Origin of the sequence: Streptomyces sp. NPDC019937 (assembly GCF_040631655.1) — a bacterium.
GTDB lineage: Bacteria > Actinomycetota > Actinomycetes > Streptomycetales > Streptomycetaceae > Streptomyces.
In genome coordinates this window covers 394460-416692 of record NZ_JBEYAL010000001.1, presented here as the reverse complement: position 1 = coordinate 416692, position 22233 = coordinate 394460, and the positions used below count along the sequence as shown (strand labels likewise).

Here is a 22233-nt window from a genome sequence, read left to right as displayed (position 1 = left end):
GGACGCCGAAAATCTATCACCTAAAAATTTAGCGCGAAGCCAGTAAGTCCGCGGGGCCGCCGTACGGGAGACGGCTCATCGGCCGGCCGGGGCGGCCTCCTGCCCGGAGGTGTCCGCGGGCACCAGCATCCGGGCGAACGTCTCGGCGATCGCGGCGATGTCCACGGTGGGGTCGTGCATCCACTGGATCTGCAGACCGTCCATCACCGCCACGACCGCCCTGGCCAGATGGTCGGCCGGTTCGTCGGCGCGGATCTCACCGGCCCGCTGCCCCTTCTCGAGGTCCTGCGTGGCCTCGGCCGCGAGACCCCGGTAGCGCTCGGCGAAGTGACGGTGCACGGGGCTCCCCGGATCGGTGGCGGCAGCCGAGAGCGTGACGCACAGTTTGGCCACCCCGGGGTGGCCGGTGATGAGGCGGGCGCCCGCCACCACGCCGTCGACCACCGTCTCACCGTCTCCGGCGGCACGGGCGAACGCCTTGCCCAGCACATCGCGCCGCTCCAGGACCGCGAGAAGCAGGTCGTCGCGGGTGGGGAAGTAGTACGTCAGCGCGGGCTGCGTCACTCCGACCCGGTCGGCGATGTCCTGCAGGGAGGCTCGTTCGCCGTGCTCGTCGATGGCCTCGTAGGCGGCTTGGAGGATCTGTTCCCGTCGTTCCGCGCTCTTGCGGTACGGACCCCGTGGCTTTCGCTGGTTCGTCACTCCGCAGACCGTACTTCACCGGTTCGAACCGGGAAGGCGTCGATTGACTTTCGATAGATACCGATCGAGAATCGATAGATGCATCGACTCTTCATCGCCGCGCTGCGGGCCGGAATCGCCGCCGCGATCCTGCTGGGTCTCTTCGGGCAGATCGTCGTCATCCCGACGACGGCGGCCGACGAGGTCGACCGGTTCCCGCCGTACGCCCCCTTCGCCACGCCCTACGTGACGGTGGCGATCCTCGGCGTCGCCTGCGTCCAAGTCGCGCTCGTCGCCACGTGGATGCTGCTCGACATGGTCCGCCGGGGCGCCATCTTCACCCCGCGGGCGTTCCGCTGGGTCGACATCATCATCGGGTCCTCGGTCGTGGCGACGCTGCTGGCGATCGGGGTCACCGGCCATCTCGCCATGGCGAGCATCCCCTCCCCCGACGACGGCATGGAGGCCATCAGCGCGCTGTTCGCCGCGACCGCGAGCGCGGGTGTGGGGGCGTCGTTCGCGATGCTCATCGTCATCATGCGAGGCCTGCTGCGCAAGGCGACGGATCTGCAGACCGAGATCGCCGAGGTCGTCTGATGGCGATCATTGTCGACCTCGACGTCCAGCTCGCCCGGCACCACATGTCCGTCGGCGAGTTCGCCGCCGCCGTCGGTATCACCCCCGCCAACGTCGCCGTGCTGAAGAACGGCCGTGCGAAGGCGGTGCGGTTCACGACGCTCGACGCGATCTGCCGCACCCTCGGCTGTCAGCCCGGGGATGTGCTGCGCTACGTACCCGACGAGGCTCAGGACATCCCCTAGGGGGTGTCCGGCGCGGCGGGTTCGGGCAGCGTGCGGAACAGCAGCCAGCTCAGGGCGGGCATCACGATCAGCGGGGCCAGGGCCGTTCGCAGCGAGGTCGCGTGCGCGACGCTGCCGATGAGCGGGGTGACCAGGCCGCCGACGCTGACGGTCAGCCCGAGGGTGATTCCGCCGGCGGTGCCGACGCGGGTGGGCAGATAGTCCTGGCCGAGGGTGACCTGCAGCGAGAAGGGGACGTACAGGCCGACGGAGGTCAGCGCCACGAACAGGTGGAGCGCCGGACCGGGTACGAACACGACCCCCGCGACGGCGGCGACCGTGACGAGGTAGGACCAGCGGGCCACGGTGACCCGGCCCCAGCGGTCGGCCAGATGGCCGCCCAGCACGGAGCCCACCGCGCCGCCGAGGTAGAGCACGAACAGCGCCGCGGTACCCGCCGCCGTGCTGCCGCCCGGACGCGCTCGCGCGTAGAGCGCGATATAGGTGCTCAGGCCGATGAAGACGATGGACCGGCAGATCACGGCCAGCGCCAGCTTCACGAACGAGGCGGTGTCGTCGGCGCCCGGCGCCACCGCGGTGCCGGAGCCCCCGCGCACCGGCCCGTCCAGGGCGCGCAGCACCGGCAGGCACAGCACGCTGCCGACGAGCGCCGGTACGACGAGCAGCGGCGACAGCCGCAGACCGCCCCAGGCGGCGACGGCGCCGACCATGAGCGGCGCGGTGGCGAAGCCGAGGTTGCCGCCGAGGGAGAACCAGCTCATCGCGGTGTGGCTGCCCGCGCTGACGCGCCGCGCCACACGGGCGGACTCGGGGTGGTAGGCGGCGACCCCGACCCCGGACACGGCCACGAACGCCAGCGTCCAGCCGTAGGAACCGCTCACCCCGCTCAGGGCGATCCCCAGTCCGCCGAGGACCGTACTCACCGGCAGGAGCCAGGGCATCGCCCAGCGGTCGGTGAGCGCGCCGAACACCGGTTGGGCCACCGACGACAGCAGCGACGCGGCGAGCACGACGCCCGAGACGGCGGCGTAGCCGTAGGCGCGCTCGGCGACGAAGAACGGGACGAGGGACGCGACGGCGCCTTGGTAGACGTCCACGCAGGCATGGCCGACGGACAGCATGATGATGGATCTGTTTCTGGGCACCCCGTCATGGTCATCACCGGGTGTGCTGTCGTGCTTCCGATAAACTGCCAACCAATGACGAAAGTCCGCCATGAGCCGGTGGCGCCGACCCACACCCGGTGGCTGGCGTCCGGAGCCGCCATCGACGCCCACCGCCACGACGACCACCAGATCGTCTACGCGGGGTGGGGAGTGCTGGCCGTGACGACCAGCACCGGCACCTGGATCGCGCCGGGCACGCGCGCCATCTGGGTGCCGGCCGGTACCGCGCACGCCCACCAGGCCCACGGCGAACTCGAACTGCACCTGCTGGGCCTGCCCGCGAGCGACAATCCGCTCGGCCTGGACGAGCCGACCGTGCTGGCCGTCGGCCCCCTCCTGCGAGAACTGCTCCTCGCCTGCACCCGCACCCCGCACGACGACAGCCCCGAGCGGGAGCGGCTGCGGGCCGTGCTGCTCGACCAGTTGCGCGCCTCGCCCCAGCAGCCCCTGCACCTGCCCACCCCGACCGCCCCCGCGCTGACGGCGGTGTGCGAGATCCTGCGCGCCGATCCGGCCGACGGCCGCACCCTGGCCGCCCTGGGCAGGGAGGTCGGCGCCAGCGACCGCACCCTCTCCCGCCACTTCAAGGCCGACCTCGGCATGACCTTCCCGCAGTGGCGCACCCAACTGCGGCTGTACCACGCGTTGATCCTGCTCGCCGGGGACCACCCGGTGACCACGGTGGCGCACCGGTGCGGCTGGTCGTCCGCCAGCGCGTTCATCGATGTGTTCCGCCGTACGTTCGGGCACACGCCCGGAACACATCAGCCCGGCCCCGGCTGACTCCTGAGCATGACGAGCTGCCGCGTCGCCCGGGTCATCGCCACATAGCGGTCCACCGCCCCTGCGATGCCCTCGCCGAACTCCTCCGGGTCGACGAGGACGACCAGGTCGAATTCGAGCCCCTTCGACAGCTCCGGGGTCAGCGACCGGACACGGGACGTCGCCCGGAACGACGGATCGCCGATGACGCAGGCGATGCCGTCGCCGTGTGCGGCGAGCCACGTGTCGAGGATCGCGCTCAGATCCGCGACGGACCCGTGGACGACGGGGAGACCGCCGCCGCGGATGGAGGTCGGCACGTTGGCGTCCGGGAGCGCGGCCCGGATGACCGGCTCCGCCTCCGCCATGATGTCCTCCGGCGTCCGGTAGTTGACGCTCAGGGACGCGAGCGTGATCCGGTCCATCCCGACCCGCTCCAGCCGTTCCCGCCACGACTCCGTGAACCCGTGCCTGGCCTGGGCGCGGTCCCCGACGATGGTGAAGCTCCGGGACGGGCACCGCAGCAGCAGCATCTGCCACTCCGCGTCGGTCAGTTCCTGAGCCTCGTCCACGACGATGTGCGCGAACGGACCGGCGAGCAGATCCGGGTCGGCGCCGGGCAGCGCGGTCTCGTCGACCAGGGCGTCGTGGAAGTCCTCGCCGCGCAGCATCGTCACCAGGCCCACGCCGTACTCGTCGTCCGCCGCCTCCATCAGGTTGTCCACGACGCTGACCATCCGCTCGCGTTCGGCCGCGACGGCGGCCCGGTGGCGGCGCCTGCGCCGGTCCGCCTCCGGGTCGCCGAGCCGCTGCCGCGCCGCGTCCAGCAGCGGCAGGTCGGACACCGTCCAGGCCTTCGGCGACGCCGTCCGCCGCAGCGCCCGGACGTCCTCGGGGCCGAGCCAGGGAGCGCACATCCCCAGGTAGGCGGGCACCGACCACAGGTCCCCGACGAGGTCGGCGGCCTCGATCAGCGGCCAGGCCCGGTGGAGGGCCCCGACCAACTCCTCGTCGTGCGCCAGCGACCTCCGGAAGAGGTCGGGCGGGACATCGCCGTCGAGCTTGTCCAGCAGGATCGTGACCAGCTCCTCCCAGATCTGCTCGCGCGCCTCGTTGTGCGGAGTGCCCGGGTCCGGCGCGTCGAACGCCTCGGCCCAGTCGTCGGCGCTCAGCCAGAGGTCGGCCCAGTCGGTCGTGACCGTCATCCCCTCGGCGGGCGGCTCCTCGTAGAACCGGACGGCCTTCTCGATCGCCTTCACCATGTCCGCGGACGACTTCAGCCGGGCCACCTCCGGGTCGGCCTCGACCGCCGCTCCCGCTCCCTCGGCCACGAGGTCCCGCAGGGTGCAGATCCGCACGCCCTCTTCCCCGAGGCTGGGGAGCACATCGGAGACGTACGACAGATACGGCTGGTGCGGGCCGACGAACAGCACACCGCCCCGGCGGTGTTTCAGGCGAGGGTCGGAGTAGAGGAGATAGGCGGAGCGGTGCAGGGCGACCACGGTCTTCCCCGTCCCCGGGCCGCCGTCCACGACGAGAGCGCCGCGGGACCCCGCCCGGATGATGGCGTCCTGGTCGGCCTGGATGGTGCCGAGCACATCGCGCATCCGCGGCGACCGGTTGCCGCCCAGGCTGGCGATGAAGGCGGACTGGTCGTCGAGCGCGGCGTGCCCGGCGAACCCGTCCGGGGTGAACACCTCGTCCCAGTAGTCGCAGACCCGGCCGAGGGTCCAGCGGTACCTGCGGCGGCTGGCCAACCCCATCGGGTTGGCGTGGGTGGCCCCGAAGAACGGCTCGGCCGCCGGGGAACGCCAGTCGAGCAGCAGCTGACGGCCCGCACTGTCCTTGAGGCCGAGCCGCCCGACGTACACGGGCTCGGCGCCGTCCTGGCCGACCATGTGCCCGAGGCACAGGTCCAGGCCGAAGCGCCGCAATGTGCGCAGCCGGGCGGTCAGCCGGTGGATCTCCGTGTCCCGGTCCATCGCCTGCCGGCCGATGCCGCCGGGCGCCTTGCGCGCGGCGTCGAGACGGCCGGACAGATCGGCGATCGACTGCTCCAGGCACTCGGCGATGGCCGCGAAGTGCCGCTCGTCACCGGCGATCAGCGCCGGGTCCGCCTTGGCCGCGAGGCGGTCGGGGAGATCGAACGCGCCGATGGGTCCGCTCGGCCCATGCTCCGACAACACCACACGCACGTCGCGCTCCGTTTCCGCAGGTCCTGGCTTCGGCCCGAGATTCTGCGGCACGAGGGGGGCCTTGCCGCAAGGCCCCCGGTGCGCTATACGTTAAGAGTGGCGAGGAGTGGGTGACGTCGTCGACGACGAGCCCGTACCGCCCGATCCGTACTCCAGCGGCCCCGCCCCGCGTTGATCCTGCTCCGTGATGACCCTGCGCAGACGCCCCCGTATAGGTCAGAATCATGGAGACCGTCGTCACAAGGGGGGCTCGGTGCGGATCGACGTAGCGGTGAGTGGCGGCGAGGAGGAGCTGCGATCGCTCCAGGACTGGCTGAGACGGGATCCGGCCGTACGCCGCGGCGCCCATGTGGAGCTGGTCCAAGCCGCGCCGGCGCCGGGCCAGATGGGCGTGCTCACCGAGGTGCTGCAGCTGGTCACCGACAACGCCTGGAGCGCGGCCTCCTTCGCGCTGGCCCTGTCCACCTGGCGGCAGACGCGGCCACAGGCCCGTCGGATCACCGTGCGCCGGGGTGACCTCGCGGTCTCCCTCGACGGCGGTGGCGACGAGGACGTGCGGCGCCTGATCGAGGCGCTGGAGCGCCCGGCCGATCCCGCACCGGAGCGTCAACGGGATCGGGACCGGGACCGGGAGGCCGGCGCGGGGGAAGGGCGATAGCCGTGTCCGTCCTCCCCGACCCGGCCGCCACGCGCGCGGTGCTCATCGGCACCAGCCGGTACGCCCATCTGCAACAACTCCCGGCGGTGGCCAACAACCTGAGCGCGCTCGCCGCGCTCTTACGCGCCCCGCATTCATGGGGCCTGGCGCCCGAGCACTGCACGGTGGTCGAGGATCCCGCCACCGCGGTCGAGGTCCTCGACGCCGTGCGGACCGCGGCCGAGGAAGCCACGGACACGCTGCTGGTGTACTTCGCCGGACACGGTCTCGTGGAGCCGCGCCGCGGCGAGCTGTTCCTGGGGCTGACCGGGTCGATGCAGCACCGCTCCTACACCGGGCTGCCCTACGGCACGCTGCGCGATGTCGTGCTCGACGGGCGGAGCGGCCGTCAGGTGATGCTGCTCGACTGCTGCTTCAGCGGGCGGGTGCTCGGCTTCATGAGCGCACCGGGCGCCGAGACCGTGATCGACCAGGTGGAAGTCGAGGGCACCTATCTGCTGGCGGCCGTCCCCGACACCAGCTTCGCGCTCGCCCCGCCGGGTGAGCCGTACACGGCCTTCACCGGTGAGCTGTTGCGGCTCCTGCGCGAGGGGGCGCCGGGCGGGCCGGAGTTACTGGACCTGGACACGGTCTACGCACGGGTGTATTCGGCGCTGCGGGCGAAGGGGCGGCCGCTGCCGCAGAAGCGCGACCGCAATACGGCGGGCGGCCTGGCCCTGGCCCGCAACGTGGCCTGGGTACCGCCCGGCTTGGGCCCGCCGCCGCCACCGTACGGCCACGAGCCGGGGCCCGCGCCCGCCCCGCCGTACGAACCGCCGCTCACTCCCACGCCATCGGTGTACGAGGACGAAACGGCCCCGGCCCCGGCGCCCGGACCGCTGCCCGCGCTGCCGCCGAAGCCCGCCTGGTCGCCGGTGTCCCTGCCCTCGCCCGCCCCGGCCCCCTCCCCCGGCGGTGCCTCACCGGGCCGCCGCCGGGCCCTCCGCTACGGGTTGGCGGGCGGGCTCGCCCTCGCGCTGATCGCCGCGGGCGTTCCCCTGATGATGTCCTGGATGAAGGACTCCGGCTCCTCCCCGGACGACTCGGGCCACCCGCGATCCACGTCCTCCGGCACGCCGAAGACGGGCCCCACCTCCGGGTACGACGCCGCGACCAAGGGCACGGTGAACGCCTCGCCGAAGAAGGGCGGCACGCTGAAATTCGTCAGCACCACCACCCCGGACTCATGGGACCCGCAGCGCAGCTATTACGGCTTCGTCTGGAACTTCTCCCGCTATTACGCCCGCCAACTGGTCACCTACGCCCCCAAAGCCGGTAAGGGCGGCACCGAACTGGTGCCGGACCTCGCCGAGAAGAGGGCCGAGGTGACCGACGGCGGCAAGAAATACACCTACACCCTGCGCGACGGCATCACCTGGCAGGACGGCTCGAAAATCACGTCCAAGGACATCAAATACGGCATCGAGCGGATCTGGGCCACGGACGTCATTCTCGGCGGACCGGTCTACCTGCAACAGGCGCTGGACCCCGATCACACCTACAAGGGGCCGTACAAGGACACGTCCGAGGACAAGCTGGGGCTGAGGGCCATCGAGACCCCGAACGACAGGACCATCGTCTTCAGACTGCCGAAACCCAATGGCGACTTCGAGCGGATGCTCGCGATGCCGGCCGGATCGCCCGTCAAGAGGGCGAAGGACACCAAATCCCGGTATCAGGATGAGCCGTTCTCCTCCGGGCCCTACGAATTCCGCTCCCATCAGCCGGGCAAGTCGCTGGAGCTGGTCCGCAACACCCACTGGAACCGGACGTCCGACCCGGTCCGCGCCGCCCTCCCGGACCGCATCACCGTGGATATCGCCTCCGATGAGCAGGCGGCCGCACGGGCGCCGTTCTCGGGCCGCTACGACCTCGCCATGGGGTTCACCGGGCTCACCGGGGAGGGCCTCATCAAGGCCCGGAACGACTCCGGCCTCAAGGCCCGGCTGGACAATCCGTACAACGGAATACTCCTGTACGCCGCTCTTCCACGCTCCGTCACACCCCTGAACAACGTCCACTGCCGCAAGGCGGTCCTCTACGCGGCGGACAGGGAGAACATACGGACAGCGGCCGGCGGCCCGCAGAGCGGCGATATCGCGCCCCATATGCTCCCGCCGGCCGTCGCCGGCTCCGACCCCTCCTACGACCCGTACGGGACCCTCAAGGACGGCGGCAAGCCGAAAACGGCCAAGGCCAAGGAGGAGCTGGCGGCATGCGGAAAGCCGAACGGCTTCACGACCACCATCGCGACACGTAACCGCCCCGGCGACGTGGATATCGCCATGGCGCTCTCGGAATCGCTGAAGCGGGTCGGTATCCGCGCCCGGGTCGAGCAGATCGACCTCGCGAACTACGCCACGACGACGGGTTCGCCGGCGACGGTGAAGAAGAAGGGCTACGGCGTCGTCGTCCAGAGATGGGCCGCCGACTTCCCCACCGGCCAGGGCTTTCTCCAGCCGATCGCCGACGGCCGCCTCATCCAGAACAGCGGCAATTTCAATATCTCCGAGCTGGACGACCGCACGGTCGACGATCTCTTCGACGCGGCGATCGCCGAAGAGGACCCGGCGAAGGCCGGGAAGGACTACGCGCGGATCAACCAGAAGATCTCCGACTCCGCCGCGTATCTGCCCCTCCTGTTCCAGCGGAGCACGATCTGGCGCGGCTCCCGGCTGACCAACGTCCGTACGAGCGAGGCCTGGGACGGCAACTACGACTACGCCTCACTGGGCGTTGACGGCTAGAAGAAACGTCGGGCGAACGCCCGTCCGAGGCGGGCGGAACTCCCTATGCTGGCCGCATGATCGACCTGCCGCTCTCCGCGCTGGAAGTCGCCATGGTCGAGACCGGGACGCGGGCCGTGGACACGTTACGTGACACCACCGCCTTCGCCCGGCGTCTCGACGCCCTCGGCTACCGTCGGCTCTGGTACGCCGAACACCACCACTCCCCCGCCATCGGCGCGTTCCCGCCCGTCGTCCTGACCGCCCACGCGGCCGCGTCGACATCGGCCATCCGCCTGGGCTCCGGGGGCGTGCTCGCGCCCAACCACGCCCCCATCATGCTGGCCGAGCAGTTCGGCACGCTCGCCGCGCTGCACCCCGACCGGATCGATCTGGGCATCGGCCGCGGCCCCGGCACCTTCGACGAGTCCACCGCCCGGGCGCTGCGGCGCGGCGCCGGGCCGACGACGGACGACACGTACCGCGATGACGTGGCGGCGACGCTGCGGTTCCTGGTCGACGAAGTGGCGCTCGGGCCGCTTCCGGAGCCGTGGCTGCTGGCCTCCAGCACCGCGGGTGCCGCGCTCGCCGCGGACCTCGGCCTGCCCCTCGCCTTCGCCCACCACATCCGCCCGGACAACACGCTCGCCGCACTCGGCCACTACCGTGCCCACTTCTCCCCCTCCGCGTGGTGTGCGCGGCCCCGTGTGCTGGTGTGCGTGGAAACGATCTGCGCCGAGACGCGGGAGGAGGCGCTACGGCTGGCCGGCCCGATGAACGTCGTCAAGGCCGGACTGCTGAAGGGCCACAGCGAGGTGCCGTTCCCCTCGCCCGTCGAGGCGTCCGCGCACCCGTTCACGGCGGAGGAGCGGCAGGCGCTGGCGGCCTTCGGGGCCCATCAGGCGTACGGCACGCCCGAGACCGTCGTACGCCGCCTGTCGGAGGTGGCGGACGCGACCGGTGCGGACGAACTGATGCTGGTCACACCGGTCTATGCGCTGGAGGCCCGCCTGCGGTCGTACGAACTCGTCATGCGGCACGCGTCGTCCGGGGCGAGTCGTCCCGCTACGCACCATTCGGTGCCCTAGCATGCCGCACAGGGACGCGTTCGCCCTGTCCGCCCGCTACCGGAGGTGTCGTGCGAGAGCAGAAGATGTACTGCTACACCTGCCGATCCGACGAACAGCACCGGCGCCTCACCGCCGACGAGAAGACGTGGCTCAAGAACCGTACGGGCCGCAAGAGCGTCGAGGAATTCTTCATGTGCACGGCCCCGGGCTGCCGCAATCTGCGGACCGGCTTCAGCCAGCACCCCTTCGACCCGGTGATCCGCGTGCCCGTGCCCGACTGACCCACCGTCCACGGGGGCGGTCGCTAGTGCCGCGTCAGCCAAGGTTCACCCCGCTCGCCGCCCTGGCACGGCCATCCGCGGCGTTGCCGAATCGACCGAGTAGGCCCGCCCCCAGACTCCGTCCGGGGGGGTGCCCCCGCGAGGCCGAACGGCGCCTTGCATCTGACCGCACCAGGACGCCTCGCTACCGGGCACACCTTGACTGACGCGGCACTAGGTTGTGCGCATGGATGCGCATGAGGGTATGGCCGTCGGTACACGGGCCTGGGTGGAGCAGCGGGTGGGCGCGGGGGGCCGGGTCGAGGGTGTCGAACGGCTGCGTGGCGGGTGGACCTCGGAGATGCGCCGTCTGCGCGTCAGTGGCCCCGGAGCGCCGCGGTGGCTCGTGCTGAGATCGTTCGTCAAGCCGTTTTTCGCTCGGCACGCGAAGGGGTTACTCACGCGCGAGGCGGACATCTTGCGTCTGCTCGCGGAGACCGATGTGCCGGTGGCGGTCTTCAAGGGCGTCGACGCGACGGCGGCGTGTTGCGATCATCCGTCGTTGCTGATGTCGCTGCTGCCGGGCAGTGTGCGGCTGGATCAGGAGGAAGCGGGGCCGCGGGCCGAGCTTCTGGCACGCCAGCTGCTCGCCATACACCGGGTGCGCGTCCCTGCCGGGTCCCGGCCGCGCGTCTACGAGGCGTGGACCACACCCGAACTCGTGCGACGGCCCGAATCCACCCGGCGGCCGGAGGTGTGGGAGCGCGCTGTGGACATCATCCGCCGCGATCCCCCCGACTACCGGCCCTGTTTCCTGCACCGGGACTTCCACCCCGGCAATGTGCTCTTCACCGGGCGGGGCCCCGGTCTGGAGATCAGCGGTGTCGTCGACTGGGTGGAGACCTCCTGGGGGCCCGCCGACCTGGACGTGGCGCACTGCTCCACCGCCCACGCTCTCCTCTACGGCGCCGGGGAGGGCATGCGGTTCGCCGATCGCTATCTGGCTTCCGGGGGCACGCTGAGCGAGGATCCCGCGGCGCACCTGTACTGGCGCGTCCTGGACGCGCTCGGGTTCGCCCCGGACGCGGAGAAGGTCGCGGGGCCGTGGCGGGAGCTGGGACGCGACGATCTGACTCCCGGTCTGATCACCAGCCGGTTGGAGGACTACCTCCATGAACTCTTGTGCCGGTTCGACCGCTGACCTTCAACGAGTCGATGAAGTCGAGCAGGGAGTCGACGCGTTCGCCGCGGGGGGTGTCGACGCCCGGTTGATGACCTTGATCAGGTGGTCATAGGCGTCGGTGTGGTCGTAGTCGGCGGTGTCGGCGATCTTCAGGGCCCAGCGCCAGTAGCCGCGGATGGTGTCGGACAGGGGCATGCGGAAACCGGCGACGACCTCTCTGACCGGCTCGACCACGGCGTTGCCGTAGGCGCGCAGGTAGGACGTGACGACGTCGGCCATGAAGGTGAAGTGGCGGGCCTCGTCGCGGCTCAGGCGGGTCAGGACCTGGGTGAGCACCGGGTCGGCTGCTGCCGCTGGCCGGGATCCTGGACACCGCGGGGCCGGACACCGCCGTCTACTGCTGCGGCCCCGAGCCGCTGCTCGCCGCCGTCGAGCGGCTGTGGGGCGAGCGGCGCACGGGCACCTTGCACATCGAACGGTTCCAGCCCCGCCCCCAGGAGCCCTCCACCGCTCCCGACCAGGGCTTCGAGGTCCAGGTCGCCAGCACGGGCGCGACCGTCCGGGTGGTCCCGGGCGGTCCATCATGGACGCCCTCGGCGCGGCGGGCGTCGACGTCCCGTCGTCATGCCGCGAGGGGACCTGCGCCAGTTGTGAGACCACCGTGCTCGACGGCGAAGTGGAGCACCGCGACTCGGTGCTGACCGAGGACGAGCGGGCCGACGGCACCACCATGATGCTCTGCGTGTCGGGCCGCGTCCCCGAGGCTGGTGCTGGACCTGTGACGCGATAGCGAACGGCCATGGACCGGTGGTCCAGTCCAATCACGGGCGGGTGATGGCACGTCCTCGTGCACACTCGACCGAGCCGACGCCCACTCCGATCAGCCGATCCCGCGCGGTGGAAATCGGGGAATCGAGGAGATCGGACAACACATGCAGCTCACCGTTCTTGGATGTCGGGCCGGAATGCCCGCCGACGAACAGCCGAGTTCCGGATATCTGGTGGAAACCGCCGGGGCACGACTGCTGCTCGACTGCGGACCGGGTACGGCCGTCGCCCTGAGCGCGGTCGCACCGCCCACCTCCCTGGACGCCGTGGTGATCACCCATTTCCCTTCCGACCACTGCTACGACCTGCTGCCGATCGGGAAAACGCTGCTGAACGGTCTGATCGAGGTACAGGGCGGCCCGCCGCGCCCCGGCGGCGAATTCCGTCCCGTACCGCTGTATGTGTCCTCGGGCGCACGGGAATTGTTCACCACGTGGGCCGCGCTGTTTCCGGTGACCACACTGCCGCTGCTGGACCGGGCCTTCGAGGTGGCGTTCGACGTACGCGAGTGCACCCCCGGGACGAGCTTCCAGGTCGGCGACTGCACCGTCACCCTCCGGGAGTTGCGCCATGTCCTGCCCAACTGCGGGCTGCGGGTGGAGGCCCCGTCCGGCTCCCTGGCGTACAACGGGGACACCGGCGTCACCCCGGCGCTGACCGAACTGGCCGCAGGGGTGGACGTCCTGGTCGCCGAGGCGACCCTCGCCGAGTCCGACCACAGCGACCACGGCCACCTCTCCGGTACGGACGCGGGCCGCACGGCGCAGGCCGCGGGCGTCGGCGAACTGGTGCTCACCCACTTCGCCTCGGGCGATCCGGAATGGCTCGCGCATCTCGCCAAGACCGCCGAGAGCGAGTTCCCCGGCCCCGTCCGGCAGGCCGCCCCCGGCCTCAGGATCGCGGTGCGCCCGGCCGGACAGCCGCGCACGCGGGCGGCGTTGTCAGTGCCGCCTGCGATGCTGCCGCCATGACTCCATTAACCCTGCTCGACCTCGACAAGGCGCTGCGCTCCAGCTGGGCAGCCGACACCTGTTCACCCGACGATCTGGCCGACTGGCACCCGGGCAACCCCGCCCGGGGGCACTGCGACATCACCTCCCTGATCGTCACCGATGTCTTCGGCGGTGATCTCGTGGTCGGGGAGGTGTATCGGGCGGACGGGTCCCGGCGCGGTTCCCACTGGTGGAACCGGCTGCCCAGCGGGGTGGAACTGGACCTGACCCGGGAGCAGTTCAAGGACGGGCAGACCATCACGGCCGCCCGTGTCCTCCCGCGCCCGCCGGGCCCCCTGCGGCGTCGCTGGGCGGAGTACCTTCTGCTGCGGGAGCGCGTCATCGAGCACCTGGGCCCGCTCCCGGAGCCGGTCTGACCGCATCAGCACGCGTACCGCGAGCGCGCTCACCCCAGCGGGCGCGCCATCGGCGAGGCGGTCAGCGAGCCGGTCACCGCCTCGGCGGCGGCGATGCCGGAGACCCGGGTGGCGCCGTAGGTGACCAGGTCGGCGGCGTCGTCCGCGCCGCCTCGGGGGAAGCCCATCTCCACGACGACGGCGTCCGGGCGGCCGCGCAGCAGGCGCGCCACGGCGTCGGACATCCAGCGGTGCCGGGCCGCGTCGCGCACCACGACGATGAGGGCCCGGCCGGCGGCCGGGGTCAGCGCCCGGCGCTCCAGCGCCCGGCCCGCGTGGTCGAGGTCGGTTTCCGTGAGGCGGACCGATGTGGTCATGGGCCGCATCCGGCGCAGCGGGGCGGCGAGCCCCCAGGGGGTGTGGCCGTCCACGGCGAGGCTCATCTCCGGGGAGAACTCCACCACATGGACGTCACCGGACACCGGCAGCGCCCCGGGGGCGCCCGGGCGGCGGCGCACCCGGATCGCCCGGCGCGCCGCGGTCAGCCCGATGTCGGAGCGTGTGGCATCGGGCGCGACGGATCGTGCCCGCTCACCGGACCAGGCGGCGAACCGCCGTACCCGCGTGGCCGCTTCGGCCAGCCGCTCCTCCGCCAGGGCGCCGTCCCGTACGGCCTGTACGACGGCGTCGGCCAGCCCCGCGGCGACGGCCTGCCCGGCGTTCTCGCCGCCCACGCACACCGCGTCCGCCCCGGCGGCCAGCGCCTTGACGGTGGCTCCGCCGAGGCCGTAGCGGTCGGCGACCGCGGCCATCTCGATGGCATCCGTGACCACCAGGCCCGTGTAGCCGAGTTCCCGGCGCAGCAGATCCTCCAGGACGCGGCGGCTGAGCGTGGCGGGCAGCTCGGGGTCGTACGCCGTCACCAGCAGATGTGCCGTCATCACCGCGCGCACGCCCGCCTCCATGGCGGCGATGAACGGGGGCAGCGCGGTCCAGGCGATCTCCTCCGCCCCGGCGGTCACCGTGGGCAGGCCGAGGTGGGAGTCGACGGCCGTGTCGCCGTGGCCGGGGAAGTGCTTCGCGCACGCGGCCACCCCCGCGGACTGCAGGCCCCGGATCCAGGCGGCGGTGTGCCGGGAGACGACGTCGGTCCGCGCGCCGAAGGAGCGCACGCCGATGACCGGGTTGAGCGCGTTGGAGTTGACGTCGGCGCTGGGCGCGTAGTTCAACGAGATTCCGGCCGCGTGCAGTTCGCGGCCGACGTCATGGGCCACGCGCTCGGTCAGGTCGACGTCGTCCACGGTGCCCAGGGCCAGGTTTCCCGGGCGGGTGGCGCCGGACAGCGCCTCGATGCGGGTGACGTCCCCCGCCTCCTCGTCGATGGCGATGACCAGGTCCGGGTTCTCGGCGCGCAGTCGCGCGGTGAGCGCGGCGACCTGCTCGCCGTCCACGATGTTCCGCCCGAACAGCACCACCGAGTGGAGGCCGTCGGACATCGCGCGGAGCACCCAGTCCGGAGCGGTGGTCCCCACGAAGCCCGGCTGCAGCACGGCGTACGCGAGCCGCCGCAGTTCCGGATCGCTGCTCGCTCCCATGGCGGGGCCTCCGAGGCATGAGTGATGCGCGCCGCCGCGGGTCCGACGGCTTGACACAGATCTCCAGGATATTGGCCTGGACCAATGAGGGTGTCAAGGTGTTACGCCATGGGCGGGGAGGGCCGGCCGGCCCTCCCGTTGTCCCCGGTCAGCCCGTCGTGACGTCATACGCCCCAGATCTTGCGGTACGCCGCTCGGTACCCCGGTGGGTCCCAGCTCGTGGCGCCCCGGGTGTTGGCGGCCGTGGCGATGTGGACCGGGGCGCTGTAGCCGCTGGGACCCCGGCCGGAGAACGCCCGGTTGAACTCGTCGATCATCTGCCAGCCCTGCTGGGACAGCGGCTCGGGGACGGTGGCGGCCTGGTACTGCCGGTGGTTGACGCGCTGGAAGGCGGAAGGGTCGCCGTCGCCCGCGCCGATGTTGAAGGGAGGCCCGGAGCCGGGCTTGCCGCCCGCGCGGAGGGCGGGGGCCGCGTCCGCGAAGTACAGGTCGTTGATGGCGACGGAGTAGTTCCAGTCGTACCGGAAGCGGGAGAGGAGGGAGGAGACCTCCTGGGGGGTGCGGTTGCCCGCGTCCGGGATGGGGATGTTCTCGTAGGCCAGCAGCCTGACGTCCCGGCAGGCCGCGAGCGCCTTCCTGATCAGATCGGACTTGTTCCTGGCGAACGGGATGGAGGCGTCGGTGAAGACGACGACCCCGGCCCTGCCCCTGGACCGCGCGATCACCCAGTCCGCGCTGATCCTGGCGGTCTCCTCGACCCTGGTGGTGACGTTGGTGAACAGCCTCGGCCTCCGGCTGGGGCCGGGGGACGCGACCGCGTGCCAGCCGACGAGCGGGATGCGCGCCGCTTGGGCCTGCGCGACTTGCCGGGCGGTGGAGTCGGGGTCGAAGCCGCCGATGACGATGCCCGAGGGCTTGAGGGTGACGGCCTCGCTCAGCGCCGCCTGGATGCCCGCGGGGGTGCCCCCGCCGTCGATCACCCGGACCTTCCAGCCGATGGCCTTCGCCGCTTCCCGTACCCCCTGCGCGGCGCCCGCGACTCCGGGATTGGTCATGGTCTGCGCGACGTAGACGATGGTCTTGCCCGGCACCGCCCGGGGGCCGCGGGTCGGGCCGGTCCAGCGCACGTCGGTCCGCTCGGCCCGCTTGACGGCGGCCTCGGCCCGGGCGAGGACGGCGGGGCAGCCGCGCGGCCCCGCGGTGGGCTCCCCTCCCCGGCCCGACGAGCCGCGCTCGCACCCGGCGAGGACGGCCGCCGTCAGCACGGCGGCGGTCAGGGCGGTTCTACGGCCGGGCCGCACGGGGCCTCCTCCGGCGGTCCGCGGTGATGCCCGTACGCAGTCGGCGGCGCGCGGAGTAACCGGCCAGGCCGACGACGACCAGCAGGGTGCCGCCGTTGAACAGCGGCGTCACCCAGAAGTCGGCACCGAGCTGGCCGATGCCGGACAGCCCGATGGCGAGGACCGCCACGGCGACGAGGGTGCCCATGGCGTTGGCGCGGCCGGGCTTGATCGCCGTGGAGCCGAGCAGGGCACCGGCGAAGGCGGGCAGCAGATAGTCGAGGCCGACGCTCGGGTTGCCGAGCTGCTGCTGCGCCGCGAGCAGCACCCCGGCGAAGCCGACGACCAGGCCCGAGACGGTGAAGGCGTAGACGGAGTACCGGCGGGTGGGGATGCCGACGAGGTCGGCGGCGCGGCGGTTGGAGCCGACCACGTACAGATACCGGCCCAGCGGCAGCCGCTCCAGCAGCAGCCAGAGGGCGACCGCCAGGCCGAGGACGTAGAAGGCGGGCAGGGGCAGCCCGAGGAAGGTGGAGTCGTAGAGGCCGACGAAGGCGTCGGGGAGGCCGCCCGGTCCGGGAACGATCCTGCCGCCTCCGGTGACCCAGCCGGTGACGGCGTAGAGCATGCTGCCGGTCCCCAGGGTGGCGATGAAGGAGTCGATCTGGCCGAACTCGGCGATGACCCCGTTGAGCACGCCGACCACCGCTCCCCCGGTGATCACCGCCAGGCAGGCCAGCGGCCAGGGCCACCCGTTGTGGACGATGAGCTGCATCACCATCACATGCGCCAGGCCCAGGCCGTATCCGATGGAGAGGTCGAAATTGCCGGTCACGATGGGGACCGTGGCGCCGAGCGCGAGGATGGCCGGGATGGACTGGTTGGCCAGGATCGAGGAGATGTTGTCCAGGGTCGGAAACGTGCGCGGCAGGGTCACGGAGAAGACCAGGAACAGCAGGGCGGTGAGGGCCAGCAGGCCGTACGTGCCGATGAGGTGCCCGCCCGGCCGGGACCGTGGGGAGGGTGGGGGCGTCATGGGGTCCTCATGCTCCGGACGTTCCGGACGCGGGCAGCGCCGACGCCGCCCGGGTGAGTTCCGCGACGGTGAGCGACGCGCCGCCCAGCTCGGCCGTCACGGCGCCCCGGACGAACACCAGGGCGCGCCGGCACACCCCCGCGACCTCCTCGAAGTCGGTGGAGATGAGCACGGCCGCGAGCCCCGCCGCCAGCGCGTCGTCGAGCAGGCGGTAGAGCGCGGCCTTGGCGCCGATGTCCACGCTCGCGGTCGGCTCCTCCAGGATCAGCACGCGCGAGCCCCCTCGCAGCCAGCGGCCGAGCATGACCTTCTGCTGGTTGCCGCCGGACAGGGTGGCGATCGGCGCCTCGCTGTCGCGGGGCCGCACCGCGAACCGTTCGATCAGGGCGCGGGCCTCGGCCCGCTCCCGGCGGGGGCTGATCCAGTGCCGCGTCGGCGGTCCGCCCGCCGCTAAATTGGCCAGCAAATTTTCCCGTACGGTCAGGTCGGCAGCGCAGCCCTCCTCCACTCGGTTGCCGGTCACCAGGCCGACCCCGGAGGCGACGGCGGCGGCGACCGTACGCGGGTGGTACGGGCGCCCGTCGAGGAGCACCCGCCCGGCCACGATCGGCCGGGCGCCCGCGAGCGCACGGCCCAGCTCCCGGTGCCCGGCGCCCGTGAGCCCGACCAGGCCGAGGATCTCCCCGGCCCGCAGGGCGAGGGAGACGGGCCCGGCCCGCGCGGTCCGGACACCGTCGAGGGCCAGGACGGCCGGGCCTCCGGCGGGGGCCGTGGCGGGCCGGTACCGGGTGGGTTCGTCGCCCACGATGTCCCGCACGAGGCGGGCTGCGCCGTGTGCCGCCAGCGGGCCCTGGCTGACGAGGCGGCCGTCGCGCAGCACCGCGAAGGCGTCGGCGACCTCGTACACCTCGTCCAGGCGATGGCTGACGTAGAGGATGGCGTGCCCCAGGTCGCGCAGGGTGTGCAGGACGGCGAAGAGCCGGGCGCAGTCGGCGGCGGGGAGGCTGGCGGTCGGCTCGTCGAGGACGATGAGCCGCGCCCCGGCCGCGAGGGCGCGGGCGATGGCGACGAGGGAGCGTTCGGCGGGCGCGAGGTCGGCGATCCGGGTGCCGGCCGGGAGGTGTCCGGCGACGGTCCGTAAGGCCTCCGCGCCGCGCTCCCGGGTCCGCCGCCAGGAGATCAGCCCGCCACGGCGGGGATATCCGGTGGTCAGGGCGATGTTCTCGGCAACCGTCATCCACTCGACGAGGCCGAGGTCCTGGTGGGTGAAGGACATGTTCCGGGACGCGGCCTCGGTCCCCAGCGGATGCCCGGCCACCGTCACCGTTCCGCCGTCGGCGGGGTGATATCCCGCGAGCACCTTGATGAGGGTGGACTTCCCCGCGCCGTTGGGGCCGAGCAGCGCGAGCACACTGCCCCCGTGGATGTCGAGGTCGATGCGGTCCAGCGCGAGCGTTCCGCCGAATCGCTTGCTGAGCGCCCGGATGCGGACGAGCGGTTCCGCTCCCGCGGCCGGGGATGTGGATTCCCACCTCACATCCGAGACCTTAGCGGGACTGATCATCGCGTTTACCGAACGAGGCGGGCCTCGGTGCCTCTGCTACTCCAACGGGCCAATGCTCCAAGGGGCCGGACTCACGGGGTGGCGAGCGGGCATTCGGCCCAGATGATCTTGCCGTCCGGGGTGTGGCGGGTGCCCCAGGCCAGGGCCAGCTGGGCGACGAGGAACAGCCCGCGGCCGTCCTCGTCGGTGGCGGCCGCCCGGCGCAGGTGCGGGGCGGTGCTGCTGGTGTCGAAGACCTCGCAGATCAGGGTGCGGCCGTGGAGCAGCCGTACCCGGATGGGCCCGCTGCCGTGCCGCAGCGCGTTGGTGACCAGCTCGCTGAGCAGCAGCTCCGCCACGAACGAGACCTCTTCCCGCCCATGCCCCCAGTCGGCCAGCTGCCGCGACGCGGCGGCCCGGACCTCGCGGACGACGGCCGGGTCGGTGGGCAGCTCCCAGGTGACGGTCCGGTCGGCGGCGAGGGCATGGGTGCGGGCGACGAGGACGGCGATGTCGTCGCAGGGGTGGGCGGGTGCCACACCGTCCAGGACGGCCTGGCAGGTGTCCTCGGGGGTGCGCTCCGGGTGGGCCAGGACCTCGCGCAACCGGTCGAGGGCCACGTCGATGCCACGGTTCCGGTCCTCGATGAGCCCGTCGGTGTAGAGCACCAGCTGGCTGCCCTCGGGGACCTCGACCTCCGCGGATTCGAAGGGCAGACCGCCCAGGCCGAGCGGGGGCCCGGCGGGCAGATCGGGAAACGACACGGTGCCGCCGGGCCGGACCAGCGCGGGCGGCGGGTGGCCCGCGCGGGCCATGGAGCAGCGCTGCGAGGTCGGGTCGTAGACGACGTACAGGCAGGTCGCGCCGATGATGCCGAATCCGTCGGCGGAGTTCTCGCTGCTCTCCTCCCGGTCGAGGCGCAGCACCAGGTTGTCGAGGTGGGTCAGCACCTCCTCCGGCGGGAAGTCGAGTTCGGCGAAGCTGCGGGCGGCGGTGCGCAGCCGGCCCATGGTGGCGGCGGAGTGCATGCCGTGGCCGACGACGTCGCCGACGACGAGACCGACGCGGGTGCCGGGCAGCGGGATGATGTCGTACCAGTCCCCGCCCACCCGCGACTCGGCGGGCAGATAGCGGTGGGCGACGTCGACGGCGTCCTGGTCGGGCACCCCGTGCGGCAGCAGGCTGTGCTGCAGGGCCAGGACCATGGTGTGTTCGCGGGTGTAGCGCCGGGCGTTGTCCATGGACAGGGCGGCGCGGGTGGCCAGTTCCTGGGCGAGTGAACGGTCGTCGTCCCCGAACGGCGCGGGGTCGTGCGAGCGGTAGAAGCTGACGATGCCCAGGACGGTGCCGCGGGCGACCAGGGGGACGGCGATGAGGGAGCGGACGTGGGACAGCAGCCGAGCGGTGTGCTCGGGGTCCTGGATGAGCCAGCCCGCGGCGGTCTTCAGGTCCGGTTCCAGCACCGCCTGTCCGGTGTTCACGCACCGCAGCTGGGGCGTGGTGGGGTGGTAGTCGACGCGCTTGCCGATCGGGTAGAAGGGGCACTCGCCGCGGATGCCGTGGACCACCGCGCGGCGCAGCTCGTGCCGGGGGTCGAGGGGTTCGTCGCCGCGCAGTACGGCGTCGGGCAGGTCGATGGTGACGAAGTCGGCCAGCCGTGGGACGGCCGTCTCGGCGAGTTCCTGGGCGGTGCGGCGCACGTCCAGGGTGGTGCCGATGCTGGCACTGGCCTCGGACAGCAGCTCCATGCGGCGCCGTGCCGCCAGGGCGTACTTCCCCACTTGCGGCTCGCCGACCAGCACCAGCCCGGCCAGACCGCCGGTGGCGTGGCCCGCCCCGGCCGCGGGTGGCCCGGCGGCCGATGTCTCGGCGGCCGTCGCGGCCGTCACCTTCGCGGCCGTCGTCTTCGCGGCCGTCGTCTTCGCTGTCGCGGTGCCCCGCCCGGACGCGGCGTCGGAGGGCCGAGGGGTGAGGTGCGAGGGAAGGGTGAGGGGCGGCGTCGGCGAGTGGCCGGGGAACATCGCCTCGACGGCCATGCCCTCCACCCCGGCCGCGCTCGTCATCGGGCGGCTCACGAGGATGACCCGCCGCCCGTCGGACAGGGTCACGTCGATGGCGGCCCGCTGCCCGTGGGAGAGCAGCTCGGCGGCCCGCTCCTTGATCAACACCTGATCGCCGCGGTGCAGCCCCTGGGCGAAGCCGTCCACCTCCACGGTGCGCCTGCCTCCCGCGCCGGTCCGCCGCGCACCGCCCGCGTCCAGGTACGCGCGCAGCAGTCCGCGCTCCCGTGCCGAACTCTGCGCCAGCAGCCGCCACTGGATGGCCTGGGTCGCCCTGCGCAGCACGGCATCCAGTTCCGGATGCCCGGAGCTGCGGGGATAGGCCAGGCACAGGATGCCGTCGATACGCCCGCTGAGCGGGTCGCGGACGGGTATCGCGCTGCAGCCGTTGACCAGGCCGCGCTCGGCGAAGTGCTCGGCGCCGTAGACCTGGATGAGCCGTCGCTCCGCCAGGGCCAGGCCGATGCCATTGGTACCGGCGAACTGCTCGGCGAAGACGAAACCCGGCACCTGCTGGATCAGCGGGAGGGTCTTGGCCCACGAATCGTCGCCGAAGCGGCGCTGGAGCACGGTCCCGCTGCCGTCGGCGAGCGCGATGTTCATCGGACTGCCCTGGAACCTGTACCGCAGCCGGTCCAGCACCGGACCCGCGGCGCGGACCAGCCGGTCCTCGGGGTCGAACTGCCGGTACGGAAGCTCGAAGCCGCCCAGCGGCAGGCCGAGGGTCCGGCAGCGTCGCCATGAGTCCAGGATCAGGCTCCGCACGCCGACCCGGACCGCCTCCCCCTCGAGAAAACGCTCACGGGAACGCGCGGGCCCGATGCCGCCTGCCACGAGCCCTGCCAGGATCGCTTCCTCACCGGCGCGATTCACGCCTCTCCTAGCCATGTGCCGCTATTAGCCCGAAAACTCCACTCTTCGACCATAACGGGTCAAAGCGATGCCGTGGCAAGCAGAAGAGACATCTGTTCGATACGGCCAC

General features: G+C 72.1%; 21 protein-coding genes. 11 read left to right on the top strand and 10 right to left on the bottom strand.

Annotated elements, in window-relative coordinates; all coding sequences use genetic code 11:
• Window positions 1-75: 75 nt before the first annotated feature.
• Window positions 76-702 (bottom strand): TetR/AcrR family transcriptional regulator, encoded by a 627-nt coding sequence (locus tag ABZ562_RS01670; RefSeq protein WP_361472423.1) that lies wholly within the window; start codon window positions 700-702, stop codon window positions 76-78.
• 78 nt (window positions 703-780) lie between these two features.
• Here ABZ562_RS01670 and ABZ562_RS01665 point away from each other — a divergent pair, with 78 nt between their 5' ends.
• Window positions 781-1278: a DUF2975 domain-containing protein gene (locus tag ABZ562_RS01665; RefSeq protein ID WP_361472420.1), complete on the top strand. Its 498-nt coding sequence runs from the start codon at window positions 781-783 to the stop codon at window positions 1276-1278.
• Window positions 1278-1502 carry a helix-turn-helix transcriptional regulator gene (locus tag ABZ562_RS01660; RefSeq protein ID WP_361472417.1) on the top strand — a complete coding sequence of 75 codons (225 nt, stop codon included), beginning with the start codon at window positions 1278-1280 and terminating at the stop codon, window positions 1500-1502. The genes ABZ562_RS01665 and ABZ562_RS01660 overlap by 1 nt, the downstream gene beginning before the upstream one ends.
• On the opposite strand, the gene ABZ562_RS01655 is transcribed toward ABZ562_RS01660, so the two are convergent.
• Window positions 1499-2647, bottom strand: coding sequence for an MFS transporter (locus ABZ562_RS01655; RefSeq protein ID WP_361472414.1), 1149 nt, complete (start codon window positions 2645-2647; stop codon window positions 1499-1501). The two genes, ABZ562_RS01660 and ABZ562_RS01655, sit on opposite strands and share 4 nt — an antisense overlap.
• Before the next feature lie 54 nt (window positions 2648-2701).
• Between ABZ562_RS01655 and ABZ562_RS01650 the strand changes: the two genes are divergently transcribed.
• On the top strand, window positions 2702-3451 hold the full coding sequence (locus ABZ562_RS01650) for an AraC family transcriptional regulator (protein ID WP_361472411.1): 750 nt from the start codon (window positions 2702-2704) through the stop codon (window positions 3449-3451).
• Here ABZ562_RS01650 and helR read toward each other — a convergent pair.
• On the bottom strand, window positions 3433-5619 hold the full coding sequence (gene helR, locus ABZ562_RS01645; protein WP_361472549.1) for an RNA polymerase recycling motor ATPase HelR: 2187 nt from the start codon (window positions 5617-5619) through the stop codon (window positions 3433-3435). The genes ABZ562_RS01650 and helR overlap by 19 nt on opposite strands.
• Before the next feature lie 259 nt (window positions 5620-5878).
• Between helR and ABZ562_RS01640 the strand changes: the two genes are divergently transcribed.
• The 5 genes from ABZ562_RS01640 to ABZ562_RS01620 all read left to right on the top strand — a co-directional run bounded on the left by ABZ562_RS01640 (window position 5879) and on the right by ABZ562_RS01620 (window position 11579).
• A complete protein-coding gene (locus tag ABZ562_RS01640; RefSeq protein WP_361472408.1) occupies window positions 5879-6283 on the top strand; it encodes a hypothetical protein in 405 nt (134 codons plus the stop codon).
• A gap of 2 nt (window positions 6284-6285) precedes the next feature.
• Window positions 6286-9069: an ABC transporter substrate-binding protein gene (locus ABZ562_RS01635; RefSeq protein ID WP_361472406.1), complete on the top strand. Its 2784-nt coding sequence runs from the start codon at window positions 6286-6288 to the stop codon at window positions 9067-9069.
• Window positions 9070-9125: 56 nt separating this feature from the next.
• Window positions 9126-10136: an MsnO8 family LLM class oxidoreductase gene (locus ABZ562_RS01630; RefSeq protein WP_361472404.1), complete on the top strand. Its 1011-nt coding sequence runs from the start codon at window positions 9126-9128 to the stop codon at window positions 10134-10136.
• A 50-nt stretch (window positions 10137-10186) separates the two neighbouring features.
• Entirely contained in the window at window positions 10187-10399 is a 213-nt protein-coding gene (locus ABZ562_RS01625) for a hypothetical protein (RefSeq protein ID WP_361472401.1), read from the top strand.
• Between the two features lie 226 nt (window positions 10400-10625).
• Entirely contained in the window at window positions 10626-11579 is a 954-nt protein-coding gene (locus ABZ562_RS01620) for a phosphotransferase (protein WP_361472398.1), read from the top strand.
• Window positions 11580-11582: 3 nt separating this feature from the next.
• Here ABZ562_RS01620 and ABZ562_RS01615 read toward each other — a convergent pair whose 3' ends face one another.
• Both ABZ562_RS01615 and ABZ562_RS01610 read right to left on the bottom strand, forming a co-directional pair.
• The gene (locus ABZ562_RS01615) at window positions 11583-11897 is read right to left on the bottom strand and encodes a hypothetical protein (RefSeq protein ID WP_361472395.1); all 315 of its coding nucleotides are present in this window, start codon (window positions 11895-11897) and stop codon (window positions 11583-11585) included.
• Window positions 11898-11955: 58 nt separating this feature from the next.
• The gene (locus tag ABZ562_RS01610; protein WP_361472392.1) at window positions 11956-12108 is read right to left on the bottom strand and encodes a hypothetical protein; all 153 of its coding nucleotides are present in this window, start codon (window positions 12106-12108) and stop codon (window positions 11956-11958) included.
• A gap of 36 nt (window positions 12109-12144) precedes the next feature.
• Between ABZ562_RS01610 and ABZ562_RS01605 the strand changes: the two genes are divergently transcribed.
• From ABZ562_RS01605 to ABZ562_RS01595, 3 genes are all read left to right on the top strand, one after another.
• Window positions 12145-12351 carry a 2Fe-2S iron-sulfur cluster binding domain-containing protein gene (locus ABZ562_RS01605; RefSeq protein WP_361472389.1) on the top strand — a complete coding sequence of 69 codons (207 nt, stop codon included), beginning with the start codon at window positions 12145-12147 and terminating at the stop codon, window positions 12349-12351.
• A gap of 175 nt (window positions 12352-12526) precedes the next feature.
• The gene (locus ABZ562_RS01600; protein ID WP_361472386.1) at window positions 12527-13360 is read left to right on the top strand and encodes an MBL fold metallo-hydrolase; all 834 of its coding nucleotides are present in this window, start codon (window positions 12527-12529) and stop codon (window positions 13358-13360) included.
• Window positions 13357-13758 carry a hypothetical protein gene (locus tag ABZ562_RS01595; RefSeq protein ID WP_361472383.1) on the top strand — a complete coding sequence of 134 codons (402 nt, stop codon included), beginning with the start codon at window positions 13357-13359 and terminating at the stop codon, window positions 13756-13758. Before ABZ562_RS01600 ends, ABZ562_RS01595 begins: the two co-directional genes overlap by 4 nt.
• A 29-nt stretch (window positions 13759-13787) precedes the next feature.
• On the opposite strand, the gene ABZ562_RS01590 is transcribed toward ABZ562_RS01595, so the two are convergent.
• From ABZ562_RS01590 to ABZ562_RS01570, 5 genes are all read right to left on the bottom strand, one after another.
• Window positions 13788-15332 (bottom strand): glycoside hydrolase family 3 N-terminal domain-containing protein, encoded by a 1545-nt coding sequence (locus tag ABZ562_RS01590; RefSeq protein ID WP_361472380.1) that lies wholly within the window; start codon window positions 15330-15332, stop codon window positions 13788-13790.
• A 164-nt stretch (window positions 15333-15496) separates the two neighbouring features.
• Window positions 15497-16633 carry a substrate-binding domain-containing protein gene (locus tag ABZ562_RS01585; protein WP_361472377.1) on the bottom strand — a complete coding sequence of 379 codons (1137 nt, stop codon included), beginning with the start codon at window positions 16631-16633 and terminating at the stop codon, window positions 15497-15499.
• Window positions 16617-17648 carry an ABC transporter permease gene (locus ABZ562_RS01580; protein WP_361472374.1) on the bottom strand — a complete coding sequence of 344 codons (1032 nt, stop codon included), beginning with the start codon at window positions 17646-17648 and terminating at the stop codon, window positions 16617-16619. Before ABZ562_RS01580 ends, ABZ562_RS01585 begins: the two co-directional genes overlap by 17 nt.
• A gap of 7 nt (window positions 17649-17655) precedes the next feature.
• Window positions 17656-19185 carry a sugar ABC transporter ATP-binding protein gene (locus ABZ562_RS01575; RefSeq protein ID WP_361472371.1) on the bottom strand — a complete coding sequence of 510 codons (1530 nt, stop codon included), beginning with the start codon at window positions 19183-19185 and terminating at the stop codon, window positions 17656-17658.
• Between the two features lie 98 nt (window positions 19186-19283).
• Window positions 19284-22124, bottom strand: coding sequence for a SpoIIE family protein phosphatase (locus ABZ562_RS01570; protein WP_361472368.1), 2841 nt, complete (start codon window positions 22122-22124; stop codon window positions 19284-19286).
• Window positions 22125-22233: the final 109 nt, after the last annotated feature.